Source organism: Streptomyces sp. NPDC043746, assembly GCF_056436485.1.
Genome location: NZ_JBWKCM010000023.1, coordinates 35,458 through 58,941, shown reverse-complemented (window position 1 = coordinate 58,941; position 23,484 = coordinate 35,458). Strand labels below are relative to the sequence as shown.

18 protein-coding genes are annotated in these 23,484 nt (G+C 71.5%); 11 read left to right on the top strand and 7 right to left on the bottom strand.

Annotated features, from left to right (window positions below):
* Positions 1 to 92: 92 nt before the first annotated feature.
* The gene (locus tag AC0682_RS23145) at positions 93 to 929 is read right to left on the bottom strand and encodes a helix-turn-helix domain-containing protein (RefSeq protein ID WP_478534918.1); all 837 of its coding nucleotides are present in this window, start codon (positions 927 to 929) and stop codon (positions 93 to 95) included.
* A gap of 64 nt (positions 930 to 993) precedes the next feature.
* On the opposite strand from AC0682_RS23145, the gene AC0682_RS23140 reads away from it, so the two are divergent.
* Complete coding sequence (locus tag AC0682_RS23140; protein WP_478534917.1) at positions 994 to 1,299, top strand: 4a-hydroxytetrahydrobiopterin dehydratase; 306 nt, start codon at positions 994 to 996, stop codon at positions 1,297 to 1,299.
* Positions 1,300 to 1,371: 72 nt separating this feature from the next.
* Here AC0682_RS23140 and AC0682_RS23135 read toward each other — a convergent pair whose 3' ends face one another.
* Positions 1,372 to 2,334 (bottom strand): LysR family transcriptional regulator, encoded by a 963-nt coding sequence (locus tag AC0682_RS23135; RefSeq protein WP_478534916.1) that lies wholly within the window; start codon positions 2,332 to 2,334, stop codon positions 1,372 to 1,374.
* A gap of 335 nt (positions 2,335 to 2,669) precedes the next feature.
* On the opposite strand from AC0682_RS23135, the gene AC0682_RS23130 reads away from it, so the two are divergent.
* Complete coding sequence (locus AC0682_RS23130) at positions 2,670 to 3,635, top strand: class I SAM-dependent methyltransferase (RefSeq protein WP_478534915.1); 966 nt, start codon at positions 2,670 to 2,672, stop codon at positions 3,633 to 3,635.
* 24 nt (positions 3,636 to 3,659) lie between these two features.
* Here the strand turns inward: AC0682_RS23130 and AC0682_RS23125 are convergent, their stop codons facing one another.
* The 4 genes from AC0682_RS23125 to AC0682_RS23110 form a co-directional block, all read right to left on the bottom strand.
* The gene (locus AC0682_RS23125) at positions 3,660 to 4,139 is read right to left on the bottom strand and encodes an RICIN domain-containing protein (RefSeq protein ID WP_478534914.1); all 480 of its coding nucleotides are present in this window, start codon (positions 4,137 to 4,139) and stop codon (positions 3,660 to 3,662) included.
* Positions 4,140 to 4,227: 88 nt separating this feature from the next.
* Positions 4,228 to 5,064, bottom strand: coding sequence for an aldo/keto reductase (locus AC0682_RS23120; protein ID WP_478534913.1), 837 nt, complete (start codon positions 5,062 to 5,064; stop codon positions 4,228 to 4,230).
* A gap of 144 nt (positions 5,065 to 5,208) precedes the next feature.
* Positions 5,209 to 7,008: an AMP-dependent synthetase/ligase gene (locus tag AC0682_RS23115; RefSeq protein ID WP_478534963.1), complete on the bottom strand. Its 1,800-nt coding sequence runs from the start codon at positions 7,006 to 7,008 to the stop codon at positions 5,209 to 5,211.
* A 396-nt stretch (positions 7,009 to 7,404) separates the two neighbouring features.
* Positions 7,405 to 8,292: a LysR substrate-binding domain-containing protein gene (locus AC0682_RS23110; protein ID WP_478534912.1), complete on the bottom strand. Its 888-nt coding sequence runs from the start codon at positions 8,290 to 8,292 to the stop codon at positions 7,405 to 7,407.
* 265 nt (positions 8,293 to 8,557) lie between these two features.
* Between AC0682_RS23110 and AC0682_RS23105 the strand changes: the two genes are divergently transcribed.
* Positions 8,558 to 9,577, top strand: a complete 1,020-nt coding sequence (locus AC0682_RS23105) for a bile acid:sodium symporter family protein (RefSeq protein WP_478534911.1) — start codon at positions 8,558 to 8,560, stop codon at positions 9,575 to 9,577.
* A gap of 56 nt (positions 9,578 to 9,633) precedes the next feature.
* Here the strand turns inward: AC0682_RS23105 and fdhD are convergent, their stop codons facing one another.
* Complete coding sequence (gene fdhD, locus AC0682_RS23100; RefSeq protein ID WP_478534910.1) at positions 9,634 to 10,482, bottom strand: formate dehydrogenase accessory sulfurtransferase FdhD; 849 nt, start codon at positions 10,480 to 10,482, stop codon at positions 9,634 to 9,636.
* Between the two features lie 325 nt (positions 10,483 to 10,807).
* Here fdhD and AC0682_RS23095 point away from each other — a divergent pair, with 325 nt between their 5' ends.
* The 8 genes from AC0682_RS23095 (at position 10,808) to AC0682_RS23060 (ending at position 23,460) form a co-directional block, all read left to right on the top strand.
* The gene (locus AC0682_RS23095; protein WP_478534909.1) at positions 10,808 to 11,767 is read left to right on the top strand and encodes a beta-ketoacyl-ACP synthase III; all 960 of its coding nucleotides are present in this window, start codon (positions 10,808 to 10,810) and stop codon (positions 11,765 to 11,767) included.
* A gap of 194 nt (positions 11,768 to 11,961) precedes the next feature.
* A complete protein-coding gene (locus tag AC0682_RS23090; protein ID WP_478534908.1) occupies positions 11,962 to 13,143 on the top strand; it encodes an ROK family transcriptional regulator in 1,182 nt (393 codons plus the stop codon).
* A 321-nt stretch (positions 13,144 to 13,464) separates the two neighbouring features.
* Positions 13,465 to 14,988 carry a sugar ABC transporter ATP-binding protein gene (locus AC0682_RS23085; protein WP_478534907.1) on the top strand — a complete coding sequence of 508 codons (1,524 nt, stop codon included), beginning with the start codon at positions 13,465 to 13,467 and terminating at the stop codon, positions 14,986 to 14,988.
* Positions 14,985 to 16,037, top strand: coding sequence for an ABC transporter permease (locus AC0682_RS23080; RefSeq protein WP_478534906.1), 1,053 nt, complete (start codon positions 14,985 to 14,987; stop codon positions 16,035 to 16,037). Before AC0682_RS23085 ends, AC0682_RS23080 begins: the two co-directional genes overlap by 4 nt.
* 62 nt (positions 16,038 to 16,099) lie before the next feature.
* Positions 16,100 to 17,137, top strand: coding sequence for a substrate-binding domain-containing protein (locus AC0682_RS23075; protein WP_478534905.1), 1,038 nt, complete (start codon positions 16,100 to 16,102; stop codon positions 17,135 to 17,137).
* Positions 17,138 to 17,208: 71 nt separating this feature from the next.
* Entirely contained in the window at positions 17,209 to 18,450 is a 1,242-nt protein-coding gene (locus tag AC0682_RS23070) for a Gfo/Idh/MocA family protein (RefSeq protein WP_478534904.1), read from the top strand.
* Between the two features lie 13 nt (positions 18,451 to 18,463).
* Positions 18,464 to 19,468, top strand: coding sequence for a sugar phosphate isomerase/epimerase family protein (locus tag AC0682_RS23065; protein ID WP_478534903.1), 1,005 nt, complete (start codon positions 18,464 to 18,466; stop codon positions 19,466 to 19,468).
* 272 nt (positions 19,469 to 19,740) lie between these two features.
* Positions 19,741 to 23,460 carry a ThuA domain-containing protein gene (locus AC0682_RS23060; protein WP_478534902.1) on the top strand — a complete coding sequence of 1,240 codons (3,720 nt, stop codon included), beginning with the start codon at positions 19,741 to 19,743 and terminating at the stop codon, positions 23,458 to 23,460.
* The last annotated feature ends 24 nt before the right edge of the window (positions 23,461 to 23,484 follow it).

The following is a 23,484-nucleotide window of genomic DNA, read 5'->3' as shown; positions in this document are numbered from 1 at the left end:
CCGAATACGTCCTGTATGCGGACGTCTCTCCGCCGTGCGATGCACCGCATCTGATGCCGCGCGCTGATCCACCAGGGAGTGCGGGACAGCCCTTACGGGAGCCGCTCGCGCAGATAGGCCGCGGTCTCCCGGTCGGCGGGCAGGAACGTCTCGATGGCCAGCTCCGCCACGGTCACGTCCATGGGCGTGTTGAACGTGGCGATCGAGGCGATGAACGACAGCACCCGGCCCTCGTGCCCGATCACCAGGGGCAGGGCGAACGACGGCGTACGCCCCCGGCCCCGCTCCTCGATCCCGGTCCCCACGCCGCCCTTGCCCCCATCTCCGGCTCCCCGGTCCTGCACCGGGTAGGCGGACACCTCCTCGTACAGCATGCGCAGTTCGGGCGACCGTACGAGCGCGATCTGCCGTTCCATCTGCGCCAGCAGATCCGCCCGCCACTCCGGCAGATTCAGGATGCGCGGCGCGAGCCCCGCCGGGTGGAGGGTGATCCGCATGGCGTTGAGCGGCGGGACGAGCAGCTCCTCGGCGATTCCTTCCATGAGCAGCGCGATGCCCCGGTTGGCCGCCACCACGTCGTACGTGCCGTCGACGACGAGCGCCGGATACGGCTCGTACCCCGCGAGCAGCCGCTCCAGCCCGTCCCTCACCGATGCCATCGCGGGGTTGTCGAGCGGGGTCTGCGGATAGCGGGGCGCGTATCCGGCGACCACCAGGAGGGCGTTGCGTTCCCGTACGGGGATGTCCAGGTGCTCGGCCAGCCGCAGGATCATCTCCTCGCTCGGGCGGGAGCGGCCCGTCTCGATGAAGGAGATGTGGCGGGCCGAGGAGTCCGCGCGCAGCGCCAGATCCAGCTGGCTGATCCGCCGCAGCTCCCGCCAGCCGCGCAGCAGTGGCCCCACGCCCGTGTCGGGGGAGACAGTGGTCATGAGAAGACCGTAACGTCGGACGACCGGTCGTACACCGACATCCGAGACTCGTGGGAGCCGCTCCATGTCCGCCGAACCGCTGTCGAGGACCGAGATCGAACACCGGCTGGAGGCGCTGCCCGGCTGGGCGCGGGAGGGCCACCGGATCACCCGGTCCTACCGGCTGCCCTCGCACGTCGCCGCCGCCGCGCTGACCATGCACATCGCGGGGATCCAGGAGGAACTGAACCACCACTCCGATCTGACGCTCGGCTACAACACCGTGGCTCTCTCCGTCCATACGCACGACGCGGGCGGCGCGGTCACGGAGAAGGACCTGGAGCTGGCCACGCGGGTGGAGGCCGCCGCGCCGGCCCACGGCGCGAAGTGACCCGCACGTCGGAGCCGCGACGCGCACGCGTACGGGTGCGGCTCCGGCTGCGCGTACCCCGCGTCCCGGCCCTCAGCTGACCAGCCCGAAGCGCGGGTTCTCCCCCAGCCACTGCGCGTAGCCGGGGCTGCGTGACACGGCTTCCGCGTACGCCGTCCTGGTCTGCCCCGCCACCGCGGCCGCGGCGGCGTCCGCGGCGGGGGAGTGCGGGTGCCAGCCCAGCAGATGGCGCCAGCTGAGCGGCGCACCGGCGAGCGGCCGGGTCACGAGGCCGGGGACCGGCGGGAAGGTGGCCCGGCAGAGCCCGATCGCCCGCCCGACCTGCACCAGATGGACGACGGAGGAGGTGTCCGTCTCGTAGACCGATACCGGGGTGAAGCCCGCCCGGGCGCAGGCCGTGGCGAAACAGTCGGCGAAACAGCCGTCCCCGGGAACGTCCGCCCAGCACTGGTCCGCCAGCGCGGCGAGTTCCAGCTCCTTCTCCCCGGCCAGCGGGTGGTCGTCCGGCAGCATCACGAAGACCGGGTCCACCCCCACCACCTCCCAGACCAGCCGTTCGGCCAGGGGCGGCGGGCTCTCGCCGCACGTGCCGATCAGCGCGAAGTCGAGGCGCCCGTCGATGGTCAGGGCGGCGATCTCGTCCACCGACCACGAGGTGTACGTCGAGACCGGCGCGGCCGGGTTCGCGGTGGCGATCCGGTCGACCAGGCCGCCGAGCAGCGGGCCGTGGGTCCCGCCGAGCCGGAAGCGCTCCAGCGGCCCGGTGGCATTGGCGAACCGCACCGCCTCCGCCTGGAGTTCGCTCACCGCGGGCAGCACCACCCGGGCCCGCTCCAGCACCAGTTCACCGAGCGGCGTGGCGCGCGCGCCCGTGTGGTCACGCTCGAAGAGCGCGCCGCCGAGGGCCTTCTCGATCCTCCGCAGCTGGGCGCTGAGAGCGGGCTGGGCGAGGCCCAGTGTGGCGGCGGCCTTGGTCAGGCTGCCGGTGTCGGCGATGGCTCGGACGGTTCTCAGATGGCGCAACTCCAGCTCCATAATGGCAAGTTATGGCCACCGGCCCGCCCTAGCAATATGTCGGCCACTCTTCTGTTGGAGCAATGTTTCCGCGCTGTACCGCCGATGTATCCTCCGACCCGTAGGGGTCGAAGGGCTCCGCTCCAGTTCAGCGGTGCGCGACGTCGTGCGCGGCGTCGCCCGGGACGCTGTGCGGGACCTCGTGCGGACGGGAAGGTCGGCTACGGCGCCCCGTTCGCGTTCGGGGCGGCGCTCGGAGGGCGCCCGGGGGGACTGAGCCCGCAGGAGCACCGCGGCGACTTGCCGGAGCGGCAACAGAACTTGCCCGGACGCTGACCTCCGGCGAAGGTGGCGCCATGAGCAGCAGCCACGCCGGAGACGGCCACCAGGACCCGCACGCCCGAACCCGTTCCCACAGCCACGGCCCCAGCCACTCCCACGCTCACCCGCACGGATCGAGCGCCGCAGGCGCCGGTACGGAGTTCGACTGGGGCGTCATGGGGCCGATGCTGGAGCAGGAGGCCGAGCTGAACAGCGGCCCGTACGAGGAGGCCGCCCGCTGGATCGCCGCTCTGCCGACCGCGCCCCGGGTGCGCCGGGTGCTGGACATCGGCAGCGGCCCCGGTGTCGTCACCTGTCTGCTGGCCGAGGTCTTCCCCGAGGCCGAGGTCGTCGCCGTGGACCCCGCGCCCGCCCTGCTGGAGCGGACCGAGGACCGCGCCCGGCGGCTCGGCATCAGCGACCGGGTCCGTACGATGAAGGCCGAACTCCCGCAGGACGCCGACCGGTTGGGCGCGGCCGACCTCGTCTGGGCCGGTAACTCCCTGCACCACATGGGCGACCAGCGCGCCGCCCTCGCCCAGTTCGCCGAACTCCTGCGCCCCGGCGGGACTGTGGCTCTCCTGGAGGGCGGACTGCCCACCCGGCGGCTGCCCCGGGACATCGGCATCGGGCGGCCCGGCCTGGAGGCCCGGCTGGACGTGGCCTCCGCCGCCCGGTTCGACCGGATGCGGACCGAACTCCCGGACAGCAGGCGGGAGACGGAGGACTGGAGGGCCCTGATCGAGGCGGTCGGGCTGACCCCGCAGGGCACCCGCAGCTTCCTGCTGGACCTCCCGGCCCCGCTCTCCGCGCCCGCCCGCGAGCATGTGATCACCAAGCTGAGCCGGGAGTACGAGGTCTTCGGTGAACTCCTCGACCCCGAGGACCGTGCCGTCCTGGAACGGCTGCTGGACCCGGAGGACCCGGCCGGTGTCCACCAGCGGCCGGACGTCTACCTGCTCACCGCCCGTACGGTCCACCTCGGCCGCCGGGAGGACTGAGGGACGACCCGGCCCAGGCCTCCGTCAGGGCGTCGGCACCGGCTCCAGCCGCCACCACTGGAAGGGGGAGTCGGTGTCCTCCCACTGCTGGATCGTCCCGCCCTCCTCGGACGAACCGTCCGCGACCTCCATGACGAGCCCGCTGATGAAGCTCACCAGCGTCACCGTCCCCGGAGCCTGGGGATGCTGCTCGATCAGCCACTCCTGGGCGCCGAAGTTGTTGGCCTTCCACTGCTGGATGCGGACACCGTTCGCCGTGTCGGCGTTCGCGACGTCCAGCCGCTTGCCGCTGTGCGCGTTGACCAGGTGGTAGAGGGACGCGCCCTCGTGGACCGGGGAGAGCCGCCACCGCTGGTGGGCCGCGGTCCCGTCCTCCTCCCGGCCCTGCTGCACCCGGGCACCGCTGCCCTTGGCCGCGCCGTACACCTCCAGCACCAGGCCGCTGCCGACATTGCGCAGGCGGTACGTGCCCGCCTCGACGACGGGCGCCGGATCACTGCTCATGCTCTGCTCACTCCGAGGACGTGGGGCTGTGGACCGGCGACGGCGCCCCCACCACCGCGAGGGTGGGAGCGCCGGGGGTGCCTGGTGCTCAGGCGTCGAGGTTGAACTCCGCCGGGTCCGGGCCGAGGCGCTTGCCCTCGTCCAGCGCCGCGAAGGCGGCGAGGTCGTCGGCGTCCAGCTCGAATCCGAACACGTCGATGTTCTCCTCGATCCGCGACGGGGTCACGGACTTCGGGATCACGATGTTGCCGGTCTGCAGATGCCAGCGCAGGACGACCTGGGCCGGCGTCCGGCCGTGCTTCCGGGCGATGGCGACGACCGTCGGCACCTCCAGGAGGCCCTTGCCCTGGCCCAGCGGCGACCAGGCCTCGGTGGCGATGGAGTGCTCGGCGTGGAAGGCGCGCGCCTCGGCCTGCTGGAACTGCGGGTGCAGCTCGATCTGGTTGAGGGCGGGGACCACGGAGGTCTCGTCCAGCAGCCGCCTCAGGTGCTCGGGCGGGAAGTTCGACACACCGATGGCCTTGGCGCGACCGTCGGCGTAGATCTTCTCGAACGCGCGGTAGGTGTCGGTGTAGGCGTCCTTGGCCGGGACCGGCCAGTGGATCAGATACAGGTCGACGTAGTCCAGGCCGAGCTTGTCGAGCGAGGCGTCGAAGGCGCGCAGCGTGCTGTCGTAGCCCTGATCGCTGTTCCACAGCTTCGTGGTGATGAACAGCTCGTCACGGGCGACACCGGAGGCGGCGACGGCCTTGCCGGTGCCCGTCTCGTTCTCGTAGACGGCGGCGGTGTCGATGGACCGGTACCCGGACTCGATGGCCTTCGCGACCGCCTTCGCCGCCTCGTCGTCCGGCACCTGCCAGACGCCGAAACCGAGCTGCGGCATGTCGAGGCCGTTGTTGAGGGTGAGGGAAGGGACCTGGCTCACGAGCGGTCGATCCTAACGTCGTCGGTTGTCGTACTCCGTACGACAACGAGCGGGTGCGCCGAGGCATTCCCCTTCCATGATCCGGAATGACCGGGCATCGCTGGTGGCGGGCACCGTCCGTGGTGGAGCGCGTCGACCCGGCGGTCAGTGGTAGAGCGCGTCCACCTCGACCGCGTACGCCGTCTCGATCGCCTTGCGCTTCAGCTTCAGCGAGGGGGTCAGCAGCCCCAGCTCCTCGGTGAACGGGTGGGCCAGGATCCGGAACGTACGGATGGACTCGGCCTGCGACACCGTCGTGTTGGCGGCCACCACCGCCCGGCGGACCTCCATCTCCAGGTCCGGGTCGCGCACCAGGTCGGCGGGCGGCAGCGCGCCGCGGCCCTGCATGGCGAGCCAGTGGTCCACGGACTCCTGGTCGAGGGTGACGAGGGCCGCGATGTACGGGCGGTCGTTGCCGACGACGATGCACTGGGCGATCAGGGGGTGGGCCCGTACGCGCTCCTCCAGGCCGGCCGGGGACACGCTCTTGCCGCCGGACGTCACCAGGATCTCCTTCTTCCGCCCGGTGATCGTGAGATAGCCGTCCTCGTCCAGGGAACCCAGGTCCCCGGTGGCCAGCCAGCCGTCCTGGAGCGTGGCCCGGGTCGCCGTCGGATTGTTCAGGTAGCCGGAGAAGATGTTCGGGCCGTGCAGCCACACCTCCCCGTCGTCCGCGATGTGCACCGAGGTGCCGGGGACGGGCTGCCCGACCGTGCCGTAGCGGGTGCGCTCGGGCGGATTGGCGGTGGCGGCGGCGGTCGACTCGGTCAGCCCGTACCCCTCGAAGACGGCCACCCCGGCGCCCGCGAAGAACAGGCCGAGCCGGCGGTTCATGCCCGATCCGCCCGACATCGCGTGCCGCACCCGGCCGCCCATCGCGTCGCGGACCTTCTTGTACACGACCTTGTCGAAGAACTGGTGCTGCACCCGCAGCCCCGCGGACGGGCCGGGACCGAGGCCGAACGCCTTCAGCTCCAGCGCCTCCGCGTACTTCACCGCGATGTCCACGGCCTTGTCGAACGGCCCTGCCCTGCCCTCCGCCTCGGCCGTGCGCCGGGCACCGTTGAAGATCTTCTCGAAGATGTACGGCACCGCCAGGACGAAGGTGGGCCGGAACGTCATCAGGTCCGGCATCAGCGCGTTCGCCGACAGCTCCGGCTGGTGGCCGAGCCGGACCCGGCCGCGTACCGCCGCGACCTCCACCATCCGGCCGAAGACATGCGCCAGCGGGAGGAAGAGGAGCGTGGCCGCCTCGTCACCGGGCCGGGAGTGGAACACCGGCTCCCAGCGGGCGACCATCGTGTCACTCTCGAACATCAAGCCCGCATGCGTGATCACGCACCCCTTGGGGCGGCCCGTCGTGCCCGAGGTGTAGATCACCGTCGCCACGGACTCGGGCGTCACCGCCCGCCGGTGCCGGTGCACCACCTCGTCGTCGACCGTCGCGCCCGCGCCGGACAGCTCGTCCACCGCGCCCGCGTCCAGCTGCCACAGCCGCTTCAGACGCGGCAGCCGGTCGATCACCGAGCCCACGGTCATCGCGTGGTCCTCGTGCTCGACCATCACCGCCACCACGTCGGCGTCGTGCAGCATCCAGAAGACCTGCTCGGCGGAGGAGGTCGGGTAGACGGGCACCGACTGGGCGCCCACCGACCAGAGCGCGAAGTCGAACAGCGTCCACTCGTAGCGGGTACGGGACATGAGCGCGACCCGGTCGCCGAACCGGACCCCCTGGGCGATCAGCCCCTTGGCCAGGGCCAGCACCTCGTCGCGGAACGTCTGGGACGTCACGTCCCGCCACCGTCCGCCCGCGCCCTTGCGGCCGAACGCGACCCGCTGCGGATCGTCCTCCGCGTGGTCGAAGACCGTATCGGCCAGACCCCCTGCCAGAGGCGCCGCGGCCAGGGGTGGGACAGTGAATTCACGCAATGGCCTGCTCCTCCGGGCGCTCCGCACAGCGCCGCGACGCTACCCCAAGCGGGGGCCCCGCGGGAGTGGCCGAACTCCGCGTAAAACGTGGCATTCGCAGAGGTCAACCGTCGAAATCCGGCCAGATGGGCAGGGCTCGGGCGCGCTTCTGACGGCGGAGTAAGCGGCTCGCGGCCAAATCTCCACCGAATCCGACGACCGGCGGCACTCCCTGCCCGATCCACCCCCGGGACCGCCCGCCCATCTCGACGGGATCCGGCCCCGGGGCCCCTCCGACTCGATCGGACCGGGCCCCGAGGCCCCGTGCCCCGACCGGGCCGGGCCCCGAGGACCTCGCACCTCCACCGGATCCACCCGGCCCGGCCCCGGATGTCACTCCCGGCCGCCGAGCCCCCGGTGCAGCCGGTCCCCGCCCGCCAGGATCGCCCCGGCCAGTGCGTCCGCCGCCTCCTGGGCCGCGCCCCGCCGGTCCCCGTGGAGCAGGACGAAGTCCACGCCGCCGGGCTCCGGCAGCCCCGCCCGGCCCGGAACCGGTGCGAGCCCCGGCGGGATCAGTCCCCGCGAGTGCACCATCACGCCGAGTCCCGCCCGTGCCGCCGCCACCAGGGCGCTCAGGCTCGTGCTCGTGCAGGCGATCCGCCAGGACCGTCCGTGCTCCTCCAGCACCTCCAGGGCACGGGCGCGGGTGATGCCGGGCGGCGGGAAGACGATGAGCGGCACCGGCCGTTCCGGGTCGATCCGCAGGTGCGGGGCGCCGATCCAGTCCAGCGCGTCCTGCCACACCAGCTCGCCATGGCTGTCCCCGGTCCTCCGCTTGGCCAGCACCAGGTCCAGCCGCCCCGCCTCCAACTGCCGGTGCAGGGTTCCGGACAGCTCCACGGTGAGTTCCAGTTCGACTTCCGGGTGGTCGCGGCGGAAGGACTCCAGGATCTCCGGCAGCCGGGTCAGCACGAAGTCCTCGGAGGCCCCGAAGCGGAGCCGGCCGCGCAGCCGGGTGCCCGCGAAGAAGGCGGCGGCGCGCTCGTGCGCCCGCAGGATCGTCCGCGCGAAACCGAGCATGGCCTCGCCGTCCTCGGTCAGATCGACCCGGTGGGTGTCCCGGGCGAAGAGCTGCCGCCCGGCCGCCTCCTCCAGCCGCCGCACATGCTGGCTGACCGTGGACTGCCGGATCCCGAGCCGACGGGCGGCCTGGGTGAAGCTCAGGGTCTGGGCGACGGCGAGGAAGGTACGGAGCTGGGTGGGGTCGTACGAGGTGTCCACGGCCCCACGCTAACGGCGTCCACCCTGCTTATCGCGTTACGTGATGGCAGTCAGAGCAGTGTGAGGGATTCCCGATCGCCCGGTGCGGGGCAGGATGGTGGGCGCAACAGGTGGCCCCCAGCCGCCGACGAGCCCGAGAGGCCGCAGCAGCCGATGGACCGCGCCAGGGGGCCGCAGCAGCCGATGGTCCGCGAGAGGCCGCAGCAGCCGACAGGGCCGAAGAGGCCCGAGCCGCCCACGCGTCGCAGAGAGGCAACCGGAGCCCATGAGCCGCCGCCGCACCCTTGCCCCGCCGTCCTGGCTGCCGGTCGACGTGTACATCCTGGCGCTGGTCGGCACGGTCGTCCTCGCCGCCCTGCTGCCCGCGCGCGGCACCGCGGCCGAGGTGGCGGGCGGGGCGTCCACGGGGGCGGTCGCCCTGCTCTTCTTCCTCTACGGGGCCCGGCTCTCCACGGCCGAGGTGCTCGACGGGCTGAAGCACTGGCGGCTCCACCTCACCGTCCTGGCCTGCACGTTCCTGGTCTTCCCGGTGCTTGGGCTGGCGAGCAGGGGACTGGTGCCGTACGTCCTGACGCCCGAACTCCAGGCGGGCTTCCTCTTCCTCTGTCTCGTACCGTCGACGATCCAGTCCTCGATCGCCTTCACCTCGATCGCCCGGGGCAATGTGCCCGCCGCGATCTGCGCCGGGTCCTTCTCCAGCCTCACCGGGATCTTCCTCACCCCGTTGCTCGCCGCGCTCCTCCTCGGCTCCACGGGGGGCGGGTTCTCGGCGGACTCGCTGCTGAGGATCGCGGTCCAGCTGCTCGTGCCGTTCCTCGCGGGGCAGTTCCTGCGCCGTTGCGTCGGCGGTTTCCTGGCCCGGCACAAGAAGGTGCTGGGGCTGGTGGACCGTGGCTCGATCCTGCTGGTCGTCTACACCGCGTTCAGCGAGGGCACGGCCGCCGGCATCTGGAGCCGGATCACCCCCGCCCGGCTCGGCGCCCTGCTCGCGGCCGAGGCGGTCCTGCTCGCCGTGATGCTCGCCCTGACCTGGTACGGAGCACGGCGGCTCGGCTTCGACCGGGGGGACCGGATCGCCATCCAGTTCGCCGGGTCGAAGAAGAGCCTGGCGGCGGGGCTGCCGATGGCGAGCGTGCTCTTCGGGGCGCACGCGAGCCTCGCCGTACTGCCGCTGATGCTCTTCCACCAGATGCAGCTCATGGTCTGCGCGGTCATCGCCAAACGCCGCTCGCGCGACCCGGAGCGGCCTTCACACCGGGAGCCCGCACCGACCGCGGCCCGCTGAGAGGCGGGCGTCCCCGAGTCCGAGGCGCCGGAGGCGGAGTCCGGGGCGGGGGGCCCTCAGCCCCGCCCGACCTCCGCCTCCAGCGCGATCCGGTGCTCACCCGCGTACACGTTCATCGACCCGCCCCGCAGGAACCCCACCAGCGTCAGCCCGCTCTCCGCCGCCAGGTCCACGGCCAGCGAGGACGGCGCCGAGACCGCCGCGAGCACCGGGATCCCGGCCATCACCGCCTTCTGGGCCAGCTCGAACGAGGCCCGCCCCGAGACCAGCAGGAGCGCCCGCGACAGCGGCAGCCGTCCGTCCGTCAGGGCCCGCCCCACCAGCTTGTCGACCGCGTTGTGACGCCCCACGTCCTCCCGTACGTCCAGCAGCTCGCCCGTCTCGGAGAAGAGCGCCGCCGCGTGCAGCCCCCCGGTCCGGTCGAACACCTTCTGCGCGGTCCGCAGCCGGTCCGGTAGGGCGGCGAGCAGCTCGGGGGTGAGGCGGACCGGGGGGGTGTCACCGACCGGATGGCGGGTGCTCGTCCGGACCGCGTCCAGGCTGGCCTTGCCGCACAGGCCGCAGGAGGAGGTGGTGTAGACGTTCCGCTCCAGCGTGATGTCGGGCACGACGACACCGGGGGCCAGCTTCACGTCCACCACGTTGTACGTGTTCACCCCGTCGGCGGTCGCCCCGGCGCAGTAGACGATCGACTGCACCTCGTCCCCGTCGGCGATCACGCCCTCGCTGACCAGGAAACCGGCGGCCAGTGCGAAGTCGTCACCGGGCGTGCGCATGGTGATGGCCAGCGGCTTCCCGTTGAGCCGGATCTCCAGGGGCTCCTCCGCCACGAGCGTGTCGGGGCGGGAGGAGACGACACCCTCCCGGATACGGAGGGTGCGGCGGCGCTCGGTGACCCGTCCCATGAGGCTGCATCCGATTCTGTCGGTGACCATGCGGTGCTCGGAGCTTCGGCCGTGGGTGGAGCCGAAGCCAGGCCCCGCCATTGTCCTGCACCCGCACCACCCTGTCGCAGCACCGGGCCGGAATCCCGCCGTGGCCGGAACGCGAACCTCTCCCTGGCCGGGGCACGCCTCTCCCGTAACGGGGGAAAGCGCCCCACCACGGGCGCGGGCCTGTTGCCAATGCTCCAACGCGCGGGCTGGATTCCTGTGGGATCACGTGCCCCCGTACCGGGCGGTAGCCACCAAGACTGGGTGATTCCTGCCCTACGTAACGAGGGGAACCCGTATGACCGGCTCACGTGTCGTGGCGCTCGGCCACTACCAGCCCGCCAAGGTGCTCACCAACGACGACCTGGCGGCCATGGTCGACACGAGCGACGAGTGGATCACGAGCCGGGTAGGGATCAAGACCCGGCACGTGGGCGGCCCCGACGAGCCGGTCGACGAGCTGGCCGCGCATGCCGCAGCCAAGGCGCTGGCCTCGGCGGGCCTCCAGCCCTGCGACATCGATCTGGTCCTGGTGGCCACCTCCACCGCGATCGACCGCTCCCCGAACATGGCGGCCCGGGTCGCGGCCCGGCTCTCCATGGGGTCACCGGCCGTGCTGGACATCAACGTCGTCTGCGCGGGCTTCACCCACGCCCTGGCCATGGCGGACCACACCATCCGGGCCGGGGCGGCGACCCGCGCGCTGGTCATCGGCGCCGACAAGATGGCTGACATCGCGGACTGGACCGACCGCTCCACCTGTGTCCTGCTCGGTGACGGCGCGGGCGCCGCCGTCGTGACCGCCGACGCGTCCGCCCCCGACACGCCCGGCGGCCCCGGGATCGGGCCGGTGTTGTGGGGGTCGGTGCCGGAGATGGGCAACGCCGTACGGATCGAGGGGACGCCGCCGCGCTTCGCGCAGGAGGGGCAGTCCGTCTACCGCTGGGCCACCACCCAGCTGCCCCCCATCGCCCGGCAGGTCTGCGAGAGGGCGGGGGTCGCCCCGGAGGAGCTGGCCGCCGTCGTCCTGCACCAGGCCAATCTGCGGATCATCGAGCCGGTGGCCCGGAAGATCGGCGCGGTCAACGCGGTCATCGCGCGCGACGTGGTCGACTCCGGCAACACCTCCGCGGCCTCCATCCCGATGGCACTCTCCAAGCTCGTCGAGCGCGGTGAGGTCGCCGCCGGAGCGCCGGTCCTGCTCTTCGGCTTCGGTGGGAACCTCTCGTACGCCGGGCAGGTCATCCGCTGTCCCTGACCGCTCCCGGCGCACTTCCCTGATCGCTCCCCCTCGCCTGCCCCGACCGCCCTCGCCCCAGCTTTGTCCTGGGTGTGGAGAAAGTTGGGGTGGATTCCCGCGCAACTTCTTCCCACTCCGGGAAGGCGCTGCTACGTTTCCCTCGAAAGCCCGACGGACCGGCCGGATGTGGCGGGGAGGGACACGTGAGACGCATGACGGCACGACCCGCGAACGCGCATCAGGCACGGCTGCTCCGGCTGCTGCGCGACGGGGGACCCAACTCCCGTGCTCAGCTGGGCGATCAGGTCGACCTCTCGCGTTCCAAGCTCGCCGTCGAGGTGGACCGGCTGCTGGAGACCGGTCTCGTGGTGGCGGACGGGCTCGCCGCATCCCGCGGCGGGCGCCGCTCGCACAACATCCGGCTCGCCCCCGAACTGCGCCTCCTCGGGGTCGACATCGGAGCCACGTCCATCGATGTCGCCGTCACCAACGCGGAGTTGGAGGTCCTGGGGCATCTCAACCAGCCGATGGACGTACGCGAGGGGCCCATCGCCGTCTTCGAGCAGGTCCTGGCGATGGCGGCCAAGCTCCGCGCCTCGGGCCTCGCCGAGGGGTTCGACGGTGCGGGCATCGGGGTCCCCGGCCCCGTCCGCTTCCCCGACGGTGTGCCGGTCGCCCCGCCGATCATGCCCGGCTGGGACGGGTTCCCGGTCCGTGAGGCGCTCAGCCAGGATCTCGGCTGCCCGGTCAGGGTCGACAACGACGTGAACCTGATGGCGATGGGGGAGCAGCACGCGGGCGTGGCCCGTTCCGTGGGCGACTTCCTCTGCGTCAAGATCGGTACGGGGATCGGCTGCGGGATCGTCGTCGGCGGTGAGGTCTACCGGGGGACGACGGGCAGCGCCGGGGACATCGGGCACATTCGGGTGGACCCCGACGGCCGGGCCTGCGCCTGCGGCAACAAGGGCTGCCTGGAAGCCCACTTCAGCGGGGCCGCCCTGGCCCGCGACGCGGAGGGCGCCGCCCGTGAGGGCCGCTCGCCCGAGCTGGCCGCCCGGCTGGAGTCGGCCGGCCGTCTCACCGCCGCCGATGTGGCCGCCGCCGCCGCGGCCGGGGACGCGGCGGCGCTCGACCTGATCCGCGAAGGCGGCAACCGGCTCGGCCAGGTCATCGCGAGCCTGGTCAGCTTCTTCAATCCCGGTCTGGTGGTGATCGGCGGCGGGGTCACCGGCCTCGGTCACAACCTCCTCGCCAGTGTCCGTACGCAGGTCTACCGGCAGTCCCTGCCCCTGGCCACCGGCAACCTCCCCATCGTGCTGGGCGAGCTGGGCCCCACCGCCGGAGTGATCGGCGCGGCCCGCCTCATCAGCGACCACCTCTTCTCTCCGGCCTAGGCCGCCGGGCCGGAGAGCGCCCCGCGCCACCGCCGAACTCGAACGCACCACCGCACCCCGCACCGCCCCCAGCGCCCCGCGCCGAACCCGTACCGCCCCGCCCCAAGCGCCCGCACCCATCACCGTACGCACCACCGCACTGGTCAGGTACGCGTCACGTCCTCGTCGGCGTCACGTACCCCGTCAGCGGCAGCAGCCGCTCGCGGTGCCGCCGGCTCCACGGCACCGCCTGCCCTGCGCGCCCCGCCCGCTCACCGGCCCTCCCCGCACGCCCGGCACCAGCCGGGGGCGGGGGAGGCCCATCCGCCGAGGGGATTCGTCATGGCACCGGAACCGCCCCTGCTCACCATGTCCCGCATCACCAAGTCCTTCCCCGGCGTACGCGCCCTGGACGGCGTCGACCTGGAGGTCCAGGCCGGTGAGGTCCACTGTCTCCTCGGCCAGAACGGCGCGGGCAAGTCCACCCTGATCAAGGTGCTGGCCGGGGCCCACCAACCCGACGGCGGTGAGATCACCTGGCGCGGCGAAGCCGTACGGCTCAAGTCCCCGATCGCCGCCATGCGGCTGGGAGTTGCCACGATCTACCAGGAACTCGACCTGGTGGAAGGGCTGTCGGTCGCCGAGAACGTCTTCCTCGGTCACGAGCCGACCAGCGCGGGCTTCGTCGTCCGTACGGGGGAGGGGCGTCTCGCCGCGCAGGCGTTGCTGGCCCGGCTCGGCCACCCGGAGATCGACCCTGCCCGTCCCGTCGGGCAGCTCTCCGCCGCCCAGCAGCAGATCGTCTCCATGGCGCGGGCGCTCTCCCACGACGTCCGGCTCATCGTGATGGACGAGCCCTCGGCCGCACTCGACCCCGACGAGGTCGACAACCTCTTCCGGATCGTCGACGGCCTCACCGCCGACGGGGTCGCCGTCGTCTACATCTCGCACCGGCTGGAGGAGATCCGCCGCATCGGTGACCGGGTCACCGTGCTCAAGGACGGCCGGGCGGTCGCGGTCGGGCTCCCCGCCGCCGGGACACCGACCCGCGACATCGTTGCCATGATGACCGGCCGCGATGTCGAGTACGTCTTCCCGCCGCGTCCCGAGGAGGCCGCCGCGGCCACCGCCGAACCCGTCCTTCGAGTCCAAGGGCTTTCCCGTGAAGGGGAGTTCGCGCCCGTCGACCTCGAACTACGGCCCGGTGAGATCGTCGGCCTCGCCGGTCTCGTCGGCTCCGGCCGCTCCGAGATCCTGGAGACGATCTACGGCGCCCGCAGGGCGACCACCGGCACCGTCACGGTCGCGGGCCGGCAGCTGCGCTCCGGCAGCGTCCGGGCCGCCGTCGCCGCCGGGATCGGGCTCGCCCCCGAGGAGCGCAAGGCCCAGGCCCTGCTGATGACCGAGTCCGTCACCCGCAACGTCTCCGTGTCTTCCCTGTCCCGGTTCGCCCGGCTGGGCTGGATCGACCGGGGCGGCGAGCGGCGGTCCGCGCGGGAGGCCACCCGTGAACTCTCCCTGCGCCCGGACATCCCGGAGGCCCTGATCCGCACCCTCTCCGGCGGCAACCAGCAGAAAGCCGTCCTCGCCCGCTGGCTGCTGCGCGGCTGTCGGGTGCTGCTGCTCGACGAACCCACCCGGGGCGTCGACGTCGGTGCCCGCGCCGAGTTGTACGCCGTGATCCGCCGGCTGGCCGACGAAGGCCTCGCCGTCCTGCTCGTCTCCAGCGAAGTGCCCGAAGTGCTGGGCCTCGCCGACCGGGTGCTGGTGCTCCGGGAGGGCCGGGTCGTGCACGCGGCCCCCGCCCAGGAGCTGGACGAGCACCGCGTACTCGACCTCGTGATGGAAGGGAGCCCGACGCCATGACACAGCCCGCCCCGTCGGCGCAGCACAACGGGCCGGAGAAGCGGGGCCTCACCGGCCCGGCCGCCCCGCCCCCGGCGAAGACCGGTGGCCGCAAGCCCGGCCTCGGACTGCGGCTCGACGTCCGGATCCTGTCCCTGCTCGGCGTCCTCGCCGCCCTGGTCCTGGTCGGCGGCATCACCGAGCCCGACGCGTTCCTGGACACCGGCAACCTCCAGCTGATCCTGACGCAGGCCTCCGTCATCGGGGTCGTCACCGTCGGCATGACCTTCGTCATCACCAGCGGCGGCATCGACCTCTCCGTCGGCGCGATGGTCGCCCTCGCCTCGGTCTGGGCGACCACGCTGGCCACCCAGGAGTACGGCTTCGCGGGCATCGCCTTCACCGCCGTGATCGTCGGTGTCGCCGCCGGACTGGTCAACGGCGTGCTCATCGCGTACGGGGGGATGGTCCCGTTCATCGCGACGCTCGCCATGCTCGCCTCGGCGCGCGGCCTCGCCCTCATGATCACCGACGGCAGGACCCAGATCGTCACCGTCGACCCGGTCCTGAGCCTGGGACTGCCCAACTCCTACATCCTCGGCGTCCCGCCGCTGGTCATCATGTTCGCCGCCGTCACCGTCATCGGCTGGCTGATCCTCAACCGCACCACCTTCGGCCGTCGCACGGTCGCCGTCGGCGGCAACGCCGAGGCGGCCCGGCTCGCCGGGATCGACGTCCGCCGCCAGCGCCTCTACCTCTACGTCCTCTCCGGGCTCTGCTGCGGCATCGCCGCCTTCATGCTGATCGTGCTCTCCGGCTCCGGCCAGAACACCAACGGCAACCTGTACGAACTCGACGCCATCGCCGCCGCGATCATCGGCGGCACCCTGCTCAGCGGCGGGCGCGGCACCATCGTCGGCTCGGTCCTCGGCGTCCTGATCTTCACCACCATCACCAACATCTTCGCGCTCAACAACCTCCAGAGTGACGTCCAGCAGATCGCCAAGGGCGCCATCATCGTCGCCGCCGTCCTGGTCCAGCGCCGCACCCTGCGCGGCGCCGACACCTGACCGACCGCCTCACCGAGAGCCGCACTCCGTACGTCACCCACCGGATGAAGGGTTCCACCGCCATGCCAGAGACCAGCCGCAGAGGGCTGCTGTTCGGAGCCACCGCCCTCTCCGCGGGCGCGCTCCTGACCGCCTGCACCAGCAACGAGCCCAAGAGGGCCCAGCCCGCCGGCAACAGCCAGCCCGCCGCCGACGACAAGCCGGGCAAGCCCGTCACCATCGGCTTCGCCGGACCGCAGGCCGACCACGGCTGGCTCAACGCCATCAATCTCAACGCCAAGTCCCGGGCGGAGAAGTACTCCGAGGTGACGCTGGAGATCACCGAGGGCTCCAACGACACCGCCGCCCAGATCGGCCAGGTCAAGACCCTCATCAACAAGAAGGTCGACGTCCTCGTCATCCTCCCCGCCGACGGCAAGGCGCTCACCCAGGTCGGCCTGGAGGCGATGACGGCGGGCATCCCCGTCGTCAACCTGGACCGGATCTTCGCCTCCCCGCAGGCGTACCGCTGCTGGGTCGGCGGCGACAACTACGGCATGGGGCTCAACGCCGGTCACTACATCGGCGAACAGCTCAAGGACAAGGCGGACGCCAAGGTCGTCGAGCTGGCCGGGATCGACAACCTGGAGCTGACCAAGCAGCGCAGCCAGGGGTTCAAGGACGCGCTGAAGAACTACCCCAACATCAAGCTGGTGGCCCGTCAGGCGGCCGACTTCACCGTGGAGTCGGGCCAGGCGAAGATGGCCCAGCTCCTCCAGGCGCAGAAGCAGTTCGACGCCCTGTGGAACCACGACGACGACCAGGGCGTGGGTGCGCTCCGCGCCATCCAGCAGGCGGGCCGCGACGAGTTCATCATGGTCGGCGGCGCCGGTGCCAAGTCCGCGATGGACGCCATCAAGGCCGACAACTCGGTCCTCAAGGCGACCGTCCTCTACCCGCCGACGATGGCCGCGTCCGCCATCGACCTGGCCCGGGCGCTCGGCCAAGGCAAGGGCGTCGGCGGCCTCTCCGAGATGGAGATCCCGACCTCCCTGACCCTGTACTCGGCGGTGGTGACGAAGGACAACATCGACCAGTACCTGCCGACGGGCTTCAACTGACCGGGACTGAGGGGGATGTGGCGAGCGCGTCCCCCGGCCCGTTACCGCACAACGACGAGGAGGAAGTCCGCATGGCCCGTAGGCAAGAGCAGGAGACGGAAGCGCAGACCGGGACACCGGCGCCGCCCCCGAGGCAGGCGCGCGGGACGCTCGGGGTCGGCATGGTCGGCTACGCGTTCATGGGCGCCGCCCACTCCCAGGGGTGGCGCACCGCCGGACACGTCTTCGACCTGCCGTTGCGCCCCGCTCTCGCCGCGATCTGCGGACGCGACCGGGCGCGGGTCGACGCCGCGGCCGCCCGGCACGGGTGGGCGGCCGCGGAGACCGACTGGCGGGCGCTGATAGCCCGGGACGACGTGCAGCTGGTCGACATCTGCACCCCGGGCGACAGCCATGCGGAGATCGCCATCGCCGCCCTGGAGGCGGGCAAACACGTGCTGTGCGAGAAGCCGCTCGCCAACTCGGTGGCGGAGGCGGAGGCGATGGTCCGTGCCGCCGAGGCGGCGAAGGCCCGGGGCCAGGTGGCGATCGTGGGCTTCAACTACCGCAAGGTCCCCGCCGTCACCTACGCCCGGCAGCTCATCGCCGACGGCCGCCTCGGCACCCTGCGCCACGTACGCGCCAGCTATCTCCAGGACTGGCTGGTCGACCCGTCCTCGCCGCTCACCTGGCGGCTCAAGCGCGAGCATGCCGGGTCGGGCGCCCTGGGCGACCTGGGGGCGCACATCGTCGACCTCGCCCAGTACCTGGCGGGGGAGTCGCTGACGGGCGTCTCCGCCGTGGCCGAGACCTTCGTACGGCAGCGGCCCCTCCTGGCCGGGGCCTCGGCAGGGCTCTCGGGCCGCGCGGACACGGCCGAGCTGGGCGAAGTGACCGTGGACGACGCCGCGTTGTTCACCGGTCGCCTCGCCTCCGGGGCGCTCGCCTCCTTCGAGGCCACCCGGATGGCGGCGGGCCGCAAGAACGCGCTGCGGCTGGAGGTCAACGGGGAGCTGGGCTCGCTCGCCTTCGACCTGGAGCGGCTCAACGAGCTGTCCTTCCACGACCACACCGAGCCCGCCGCCACCTCCGGCTTCCGCCGCATCCTGGTCACCGAGCCCGAACACCCCTACCTGGAGGCCTGGTGGCCGCCGGGCCACGGCCTCGGCTACGAGCACACCTTCGTCCACCAGGCCCGTGACGTGATCCGCACGATCGCCGAAGGCACCGAGCCCCGGCCCTCGTTCGCGGACGGCCTCCAGGTGCAGCGGGTGCTCGCCGCCGTCGAGGAGAGCGCCGCCAAGAACTCCGTACACACCGCCGTCCCCTCCTAGGAGGTTCCCGCCCATGCCCCGCCCCTTCACCCTCTTCACCGGCCAGTGGGCCGACCTCCCGCTGGAGGAGGTCTGCAAGCACGCCCGCGACTTCGGTTACGACGGGCTCGAACTCGCCTGCTGGGGCGATCACTTCGAGGTCGACAAGGCGCTCGCGGACCCCGGCTATCTGAAGAGCAGGCGCCAACTGCTCGACAAGTACGGCCTGAAGTGCTTCGCCATCTCCAACCACCTGGTGGGCCAGGCCGTCTGCGACCATCCGATCGACGAACGCCACCAGGGCATCCTGCCCGCCCGCATCTGGGGCGACGGGGAGGCCGAAGGCGTACGGCAGCGGGCCGCCGCCGAGATCGCGGACACCGCGCGGGCGGCCGCCGCCTTCGGGGTCGACACCGTCGTCGGGTTCACCGGCTCCTCGATCTGGCACCTGGTCGCGATGTTCCCGCCGGTCCCGCCGCACATGGTCGAGCGCGGCTACGAGGACTTCGCGGAGCGCTGGAACCCGGTCCTGGACGTCTTCGACGCGGAGGGGGTGCGCTTCGCCCACGAGGTGCACCCGAGCGAGATCGCGTACGACTACTGGACCACCAAGCGCGCCCTCGAAGCGGTCGACCACCGGCCCGCGTTCGGGCTGAACTTCGACCCGAGCCACTTCGTCTGGCAGGACCTGGACCCGGTGGGCTTCCTCTACGACTTCCGGGACCGGATCTACCACGTGGACTGCAAGGAGGCCCGCAAGCGGCTCGACGGCCGCAACGGGCGCCTCGGCTCGCATCTGCCGTGGGGCGACCCCCGGCGCGGCTGGGACTTCGTCTCCGCCGGGCACGGCGACGTGCCCTGGGAGGACGTGTTCCGGATGCTCCGGTCCATCGGCTACGAGGGGCCCGTCTCGGTGGAGTGGGAGGACGCGGGCATGGACCGGCTGACGGGCGCCCCGCAAGCGCTTGCCGACCTGAAGCGGTACGACTTCGACCCGCCCTCGGCCTCCTTCGACGCGGCCTTCGGCGGCGGCGCGTAGGCCCGCGGCAGCGCAGCCCCGGGTGCTCCACGAGGTGCCCCGGGGCTGCCGCGCCCTGCCCCGAAGCCCCTTTGTCCTGACGGAAGCAGAAGTTCGGCCCAGCCCTGCACAAGGGCTTTCCGTCCCGGACGAACAGGTCTACCGTCCTCAGCGTGTACACGACATGACTCGCGTCACCGGGGCCGCTCCCGACCCCGGTGACACACGCGCGGCAGTCCCCGCGCGGCACGGCTGCATCCGCCCGTACAACCGGCACCCTCCGGAGGACCTACGTGCACAGAACCAGAAAGCGGCTCCTGGCCCGGACCCGCGTCCGTAGAACGCTCGCGCTCCTCACCGGCGGCCTGCTCGCCGCCGCGACCCTGACCCTCGGCTCCGCCCCCGGCGCCACCGCCCACCCGGGCCACCCGGGCCACGACGCGCCCGCGGCGGAGGACTTCCAGCAGGTCACCCTCGCCAAGGGCGTGGAGGAGACCGGCGAGCCCATGTCGCTCGCCGTCCTCCCCGACCGCAGCGTCCTCCACACCTCGCGCGGCGGCGAGCTGCGGATCACCGACAGCGCCGGCAACACCAGGATCTCCGGCACCCTCCCCGTGTACACGCACGACGAGGAAGGCCTGCAAGGCGTCGGCGTCGACCCCGACTTCGCCGAGAACCGGGCCATCTACCTCTTCTACGCACCCCCGTTGGACACCCCGCCCGGCGACGCACCGGAGACCGGCACCGCCGCCGACTTCGCGAAATTCGAAGGCGTCAACCGGCTCTCCCGCTTCGTGCTCAACGAGGACGGCACGCTCGACACCGCCAGCGAGAAGCAGGTCCTGGACGTCCCCACCTCGCGCGGCATCTGCTGCCACGTCGGCGGTGACATCGACTTCGACAAGGACGGCAACCTCTACCTCTCGACCGGCGACGACACCAACCCCTTCGCCTCCGACGGATTCACCCCGATCGACGAACGCCCCAGCCGCAACCCGGCGTTCGACGCGCAACGGACCTCCGGCAACACCAACGACCTGCGCGGCAAGATCCTGCGGATCAAGGTGGCCGAGGACGGCTCGTACACCGTCCCCGAGGGCAACCTCTTCGAGCCCGGCACGGAGAAGACCCGCCCCGAGATCTACGCGATGGGCTTCCGCAACCCGTTCCGCTTCTCCGTCGACCAGGCCACCGGCACCCTGTACGTCGGTGACTACGGCCCCGACGCGGGTGCGGCCGACGCCCAGCGCGGCCCGTCCGGCCAGGTCGAGTTCGCACGCGTCACGAAGCCCGGCAACTTCGGCTGGCCGTACTGCGTCGGTGACAACGAGCCGTACATCGACTACGACTTCGCCACCAAGGTCTCCGGCGCCCCCTTCGACTGCGCCAACCCCAAGAACGAGTCACCGCACAACACCGGCCTCGTCGACCTGCCGCCCGCGGAAGCCGCCTGGATCCCGTACGACGGCGACTCACTGCCCGAGTTCGGCTCCGGCTCGGAATCCCCGATGGGCGGACCGGTCTACCGCTACGACGCCGACCTCGACTCGCCGGTCAAGTTCCCCGAGGCGTACGACGGCGACTTCTTCGCCGGGGAGTTCGGCCGCCGGTGGATCAAGCGCATCGAGCACGATGCCGACGGCACGGTCCGGTCCATCAACGACGTGCCGTGGTCCGGTACCCAGATCATGGACATGGCCTTCGGCCCCGACGGGGCGCTGTACGTCCTGGACTACGGCCTCGCCTGGTTCGGCGGCGACGAGAACTCCGCGCTCTACCGCATCGAGAACGCCACCGGTGGCCGATCACCCATTGCCGAGGCCTCTGCCGACAAGACCTCCGGCACCGCGCCCCTGAAGGTGAGGTTCTCCTCGGCCGGCACCTCCGACAGCGACGGCGACCCGCTCACGTACTCCTGGGACTTCGGTGACGGCGGCACCTCCACAGCTGCCGACCCCACGTACACGTACAAGAAGAACGGCACGTACGTGGCGACCCTCACCGCCGAGGACCCGACCGGCCGCACCGGCTCCGCCAGCGTCCACATCACCGTCGGCAACACCGCCCCGACCGTGGAGCTGGTGCTCCCCCAGGACGGCCAGCTCTTCGAGTTCGGTGACTCCGTCCCGTTCAAGGTGAACGTCAGCGACCCCGAGGACGGGGCCATCGACTGCGCGAAGGTCGAGGTCAAGTTCATCCTGGGCCACGACAGCCACGGCCACGACATGACCACCGAACACGGCTGCGAAGGCACCATCAAGACCGCCATGGAAGGCGGACACGACCCCAACGCCAATATCTACGGCGGCATTTCGGCCACCTACACCGACAACGGCGGTGGCGGCCAGGCCAGGCTGACCGGCAAGGACCAGGCGCGCCTCCAGCCCCGGCACCGGCAGGCCGAGCACTTCGACGACTCCTTGGGCGTCACCACCCCCAGCAAGTCCAGCGCCCACGGCGGCAAGACCGTCGGGGACATCCACAACGACGACTGGATCTCCTTCAGGACCTACGTCCTGGCGGGCACCACCAAGCTCACCGCCCGGATCTCGTCGGCCGGTTCGGGCGGCTTTCTTGAAGTCCGCACCGGATCGCCCACCGGCAGGATCCTCGGCTCGGGCCCGGTCCCGGTGACCGGCAGCTGGGACGCCTTCCAGGACATCGACATCCCGCTGCGCGGAGCGCCGAAGAAGCAGACCGAACTCTTCCTCGTCTTCAAGGGCGGTAGTGGCGCCCTCTACGACATCGACGACTTCGAACTCTCCGACACCCCCGTCGACAAGACCGCCAAGCGCGTCCTGGTCTTCTCCAAGACCGCCGGCTTCCGCCATGACTCTATCCCGGCCGGCATCGCCGCGCTGAAGGAGATCGGCAAGGACACCAACATCACGGTCGACTCCACCGAGTCCGCCGCCCAGTTCACCACCAGCAACCTCGCCCGCTACGACGCGGTCGCGTTCCTCTCCACCACCGGTGACGTCCTCAACGACGAGCAGCAGAAGGCCTTCGAGCACTACGTGGCCACCGGCGGCGGTTACGTCGGCATCCACGCCGCCGCCGACACCGAGTACGACTGGGAGTTCTACGGCGGCCTGGTCGGCGCCTACTTCGACTCCCACCCGCACATCCAGCCCGCCACGATCCGTGTCGAGGACCACGACCATCCGGCCACCGCGCACCTGGACGAGGAGTGGGAGCGCACCGACGAGTGGTACAACTACCGCACCAACCCCCGTGACCAGGCGAAGGTGTTGGCGACCCTCGACGAGACCACCTACACCGGCGGCAACATGAAGGGGGACCACCCGATCTCCTGGTGCCAGACCTACCAGGGCGGCCGCTCCTTCTACACCGGCCTCGGCCACACCAAGGAGTCCTACGCCGAACCGGCCTTCCGCCAGCACCTGTCGGGCGGACTGCGCTACGCCACCGGCCAGGTGAAGGCCGACTGCAAGCCCGGCAAGGACTACCGGCCCCTCTTCAACGGCAAGACGCTGGAAGGCTGGAAGCAGGCGGGCCCCGGCAAGTTCACCGTCAGTGACGGCGCCCTGCACTCCGAGGGCGGCATGGGCCTCCTCTACTACCAGGCCAAGGAGCTGAAGGCGTACTCGCTCAAGCTCGACTGGAAGATGGCCGGCGACGACAACTCCGGTGTCTTCGTGGGCTTCCCGGAGTCCGACGACCCCTGGTCGGCGGTGAACAACGGCTACGAGATCCAGATCGACGCCACCGATGCCGCCGACCGCACCACAGGAGCCGTCTACGGCTTCAAGTCCGCGAACATCAAGGCCCGTGACCGCGTCCTGCGGCCCCCGGGCCAGTGGAACAGCTACGAGATCAAGGTCCAGGGCGAACGTCTGCAGGTCTTCCTCAACGGAGCGAAGATCAACGACTTCACCAACACCGACCCGGCCCGCAGCCTGAAGGACGGCTACATCGGCCTCCAGAACCACGGAGCCGACGACCAGGTGTCCTTCCGCAACATCCAACTGAAGGAGCTGCCCTCGACGTAGGGCGGCCGCCTCTGCCGACGACGG

Excerpts from the sequence above, each read along its gene's own strand:
- AC0682_RS23140 (WP_478534917.1), top strand. The coding sequence starts at position 994 with ATGTCCGCCGAACCGCTGTCGAGGACCGAGATCGAACACCGGCTGGAG.
- AC0682_RS23080 (WP_478534906.1), top strand. The coding sequence starts at position 14,985 with ATGACACAGCCCGCCCCGTCGGCGCAGCACAACGGGCCGGAGAAGCGG.
- AC0682_RS23090 (WP_478534908.1), top strand. The coding sequence starts at position 11,962 with ATGACGGCACGACCCGCGAACGCGCATCAGGCACGGCTGCTCCGGCTG.
- AC0682_RS23075 (WP_478534905.1), top strand. The coding sequence starts at position 16,100 with ATGCCAGAGACCAGCCGCAGAGGGCTGCTGTTCGGAGCCACCGCCCTC.
- AC0682_RS23065 (WP_478534903.1), top strand. The coding sequence starts at position 18,464 with ATGCCCCGCCCCTTCACCCTCTTCACCGGCCAGTGGGCCGACCTCCCG.
- AC0682_RS23130 (WP_478534915.1), top strand. The coding sequence starts at position 2,670 with ATGAGCAGCAGCCACGCCGGAGACGGCCACCAGGACCCGCACGCCCGA.
- AC0682_RS23125 (WP_478534914.1), bottom strand. The coding sequence starts at position 4,139 with ATGAGCAGTGATCCGGCGCCCGTCGTCGAGGCGGGCACGTACCGCCTG.
- AC0682_RS23095 (WP_478534909.1), top strand. The coding sequence starts at position 10,808 with ATGACCGGCTCACGTGTCGTGGCGCTCGGCCACTACCAGCCCGCCAAG.
- AC0682_RS23070 (WP_478534904.1), top strand. The coding sequence starts at position 17,209 with ATGGCCCGTAGGCAAGAGCAGGAGACGGAAGCGCAGACCGGGACACCG.
- fdhD (WP_478534910.1), bottom strand. The coding sequence starts at position 10,482 with ATGGGACGGGTCACCGAGCGCCGCCGCACCCTCCGTATCCGGGAGGGT.
- AC0682_RS23145 (WP_478534918.1), bottom strand. The coding sequence starts at position 929 with ATGACCACTGTCTCCCCCGACACGGGCGTGGGGCCACTGCTGCGCGGC.
- AC0682_RS23105 (WP_478534911.1), top strand. The coding sequence starts at position 8,558 with ATGAGCCGCCGCCGCACCCTTGCCCCGCCGTCCTGGCTGCCGGTCGAC.
- AC0682_RS23135 (WP_478534916.1), bottom strand. The coding sequence starts at position 2,334 with ATGGAGCTGGAGTTGCGCCATCTGAGAACCGTCCGAGCCATCGCCGAC.
- AC0682_RS23085 (WP_478534907.1), top strand. The coding sequence starts at position 13,465 with ATGGCACCGGAACCGCCCCTGCTCACCATGTCCCGCATCACCAAGTCC.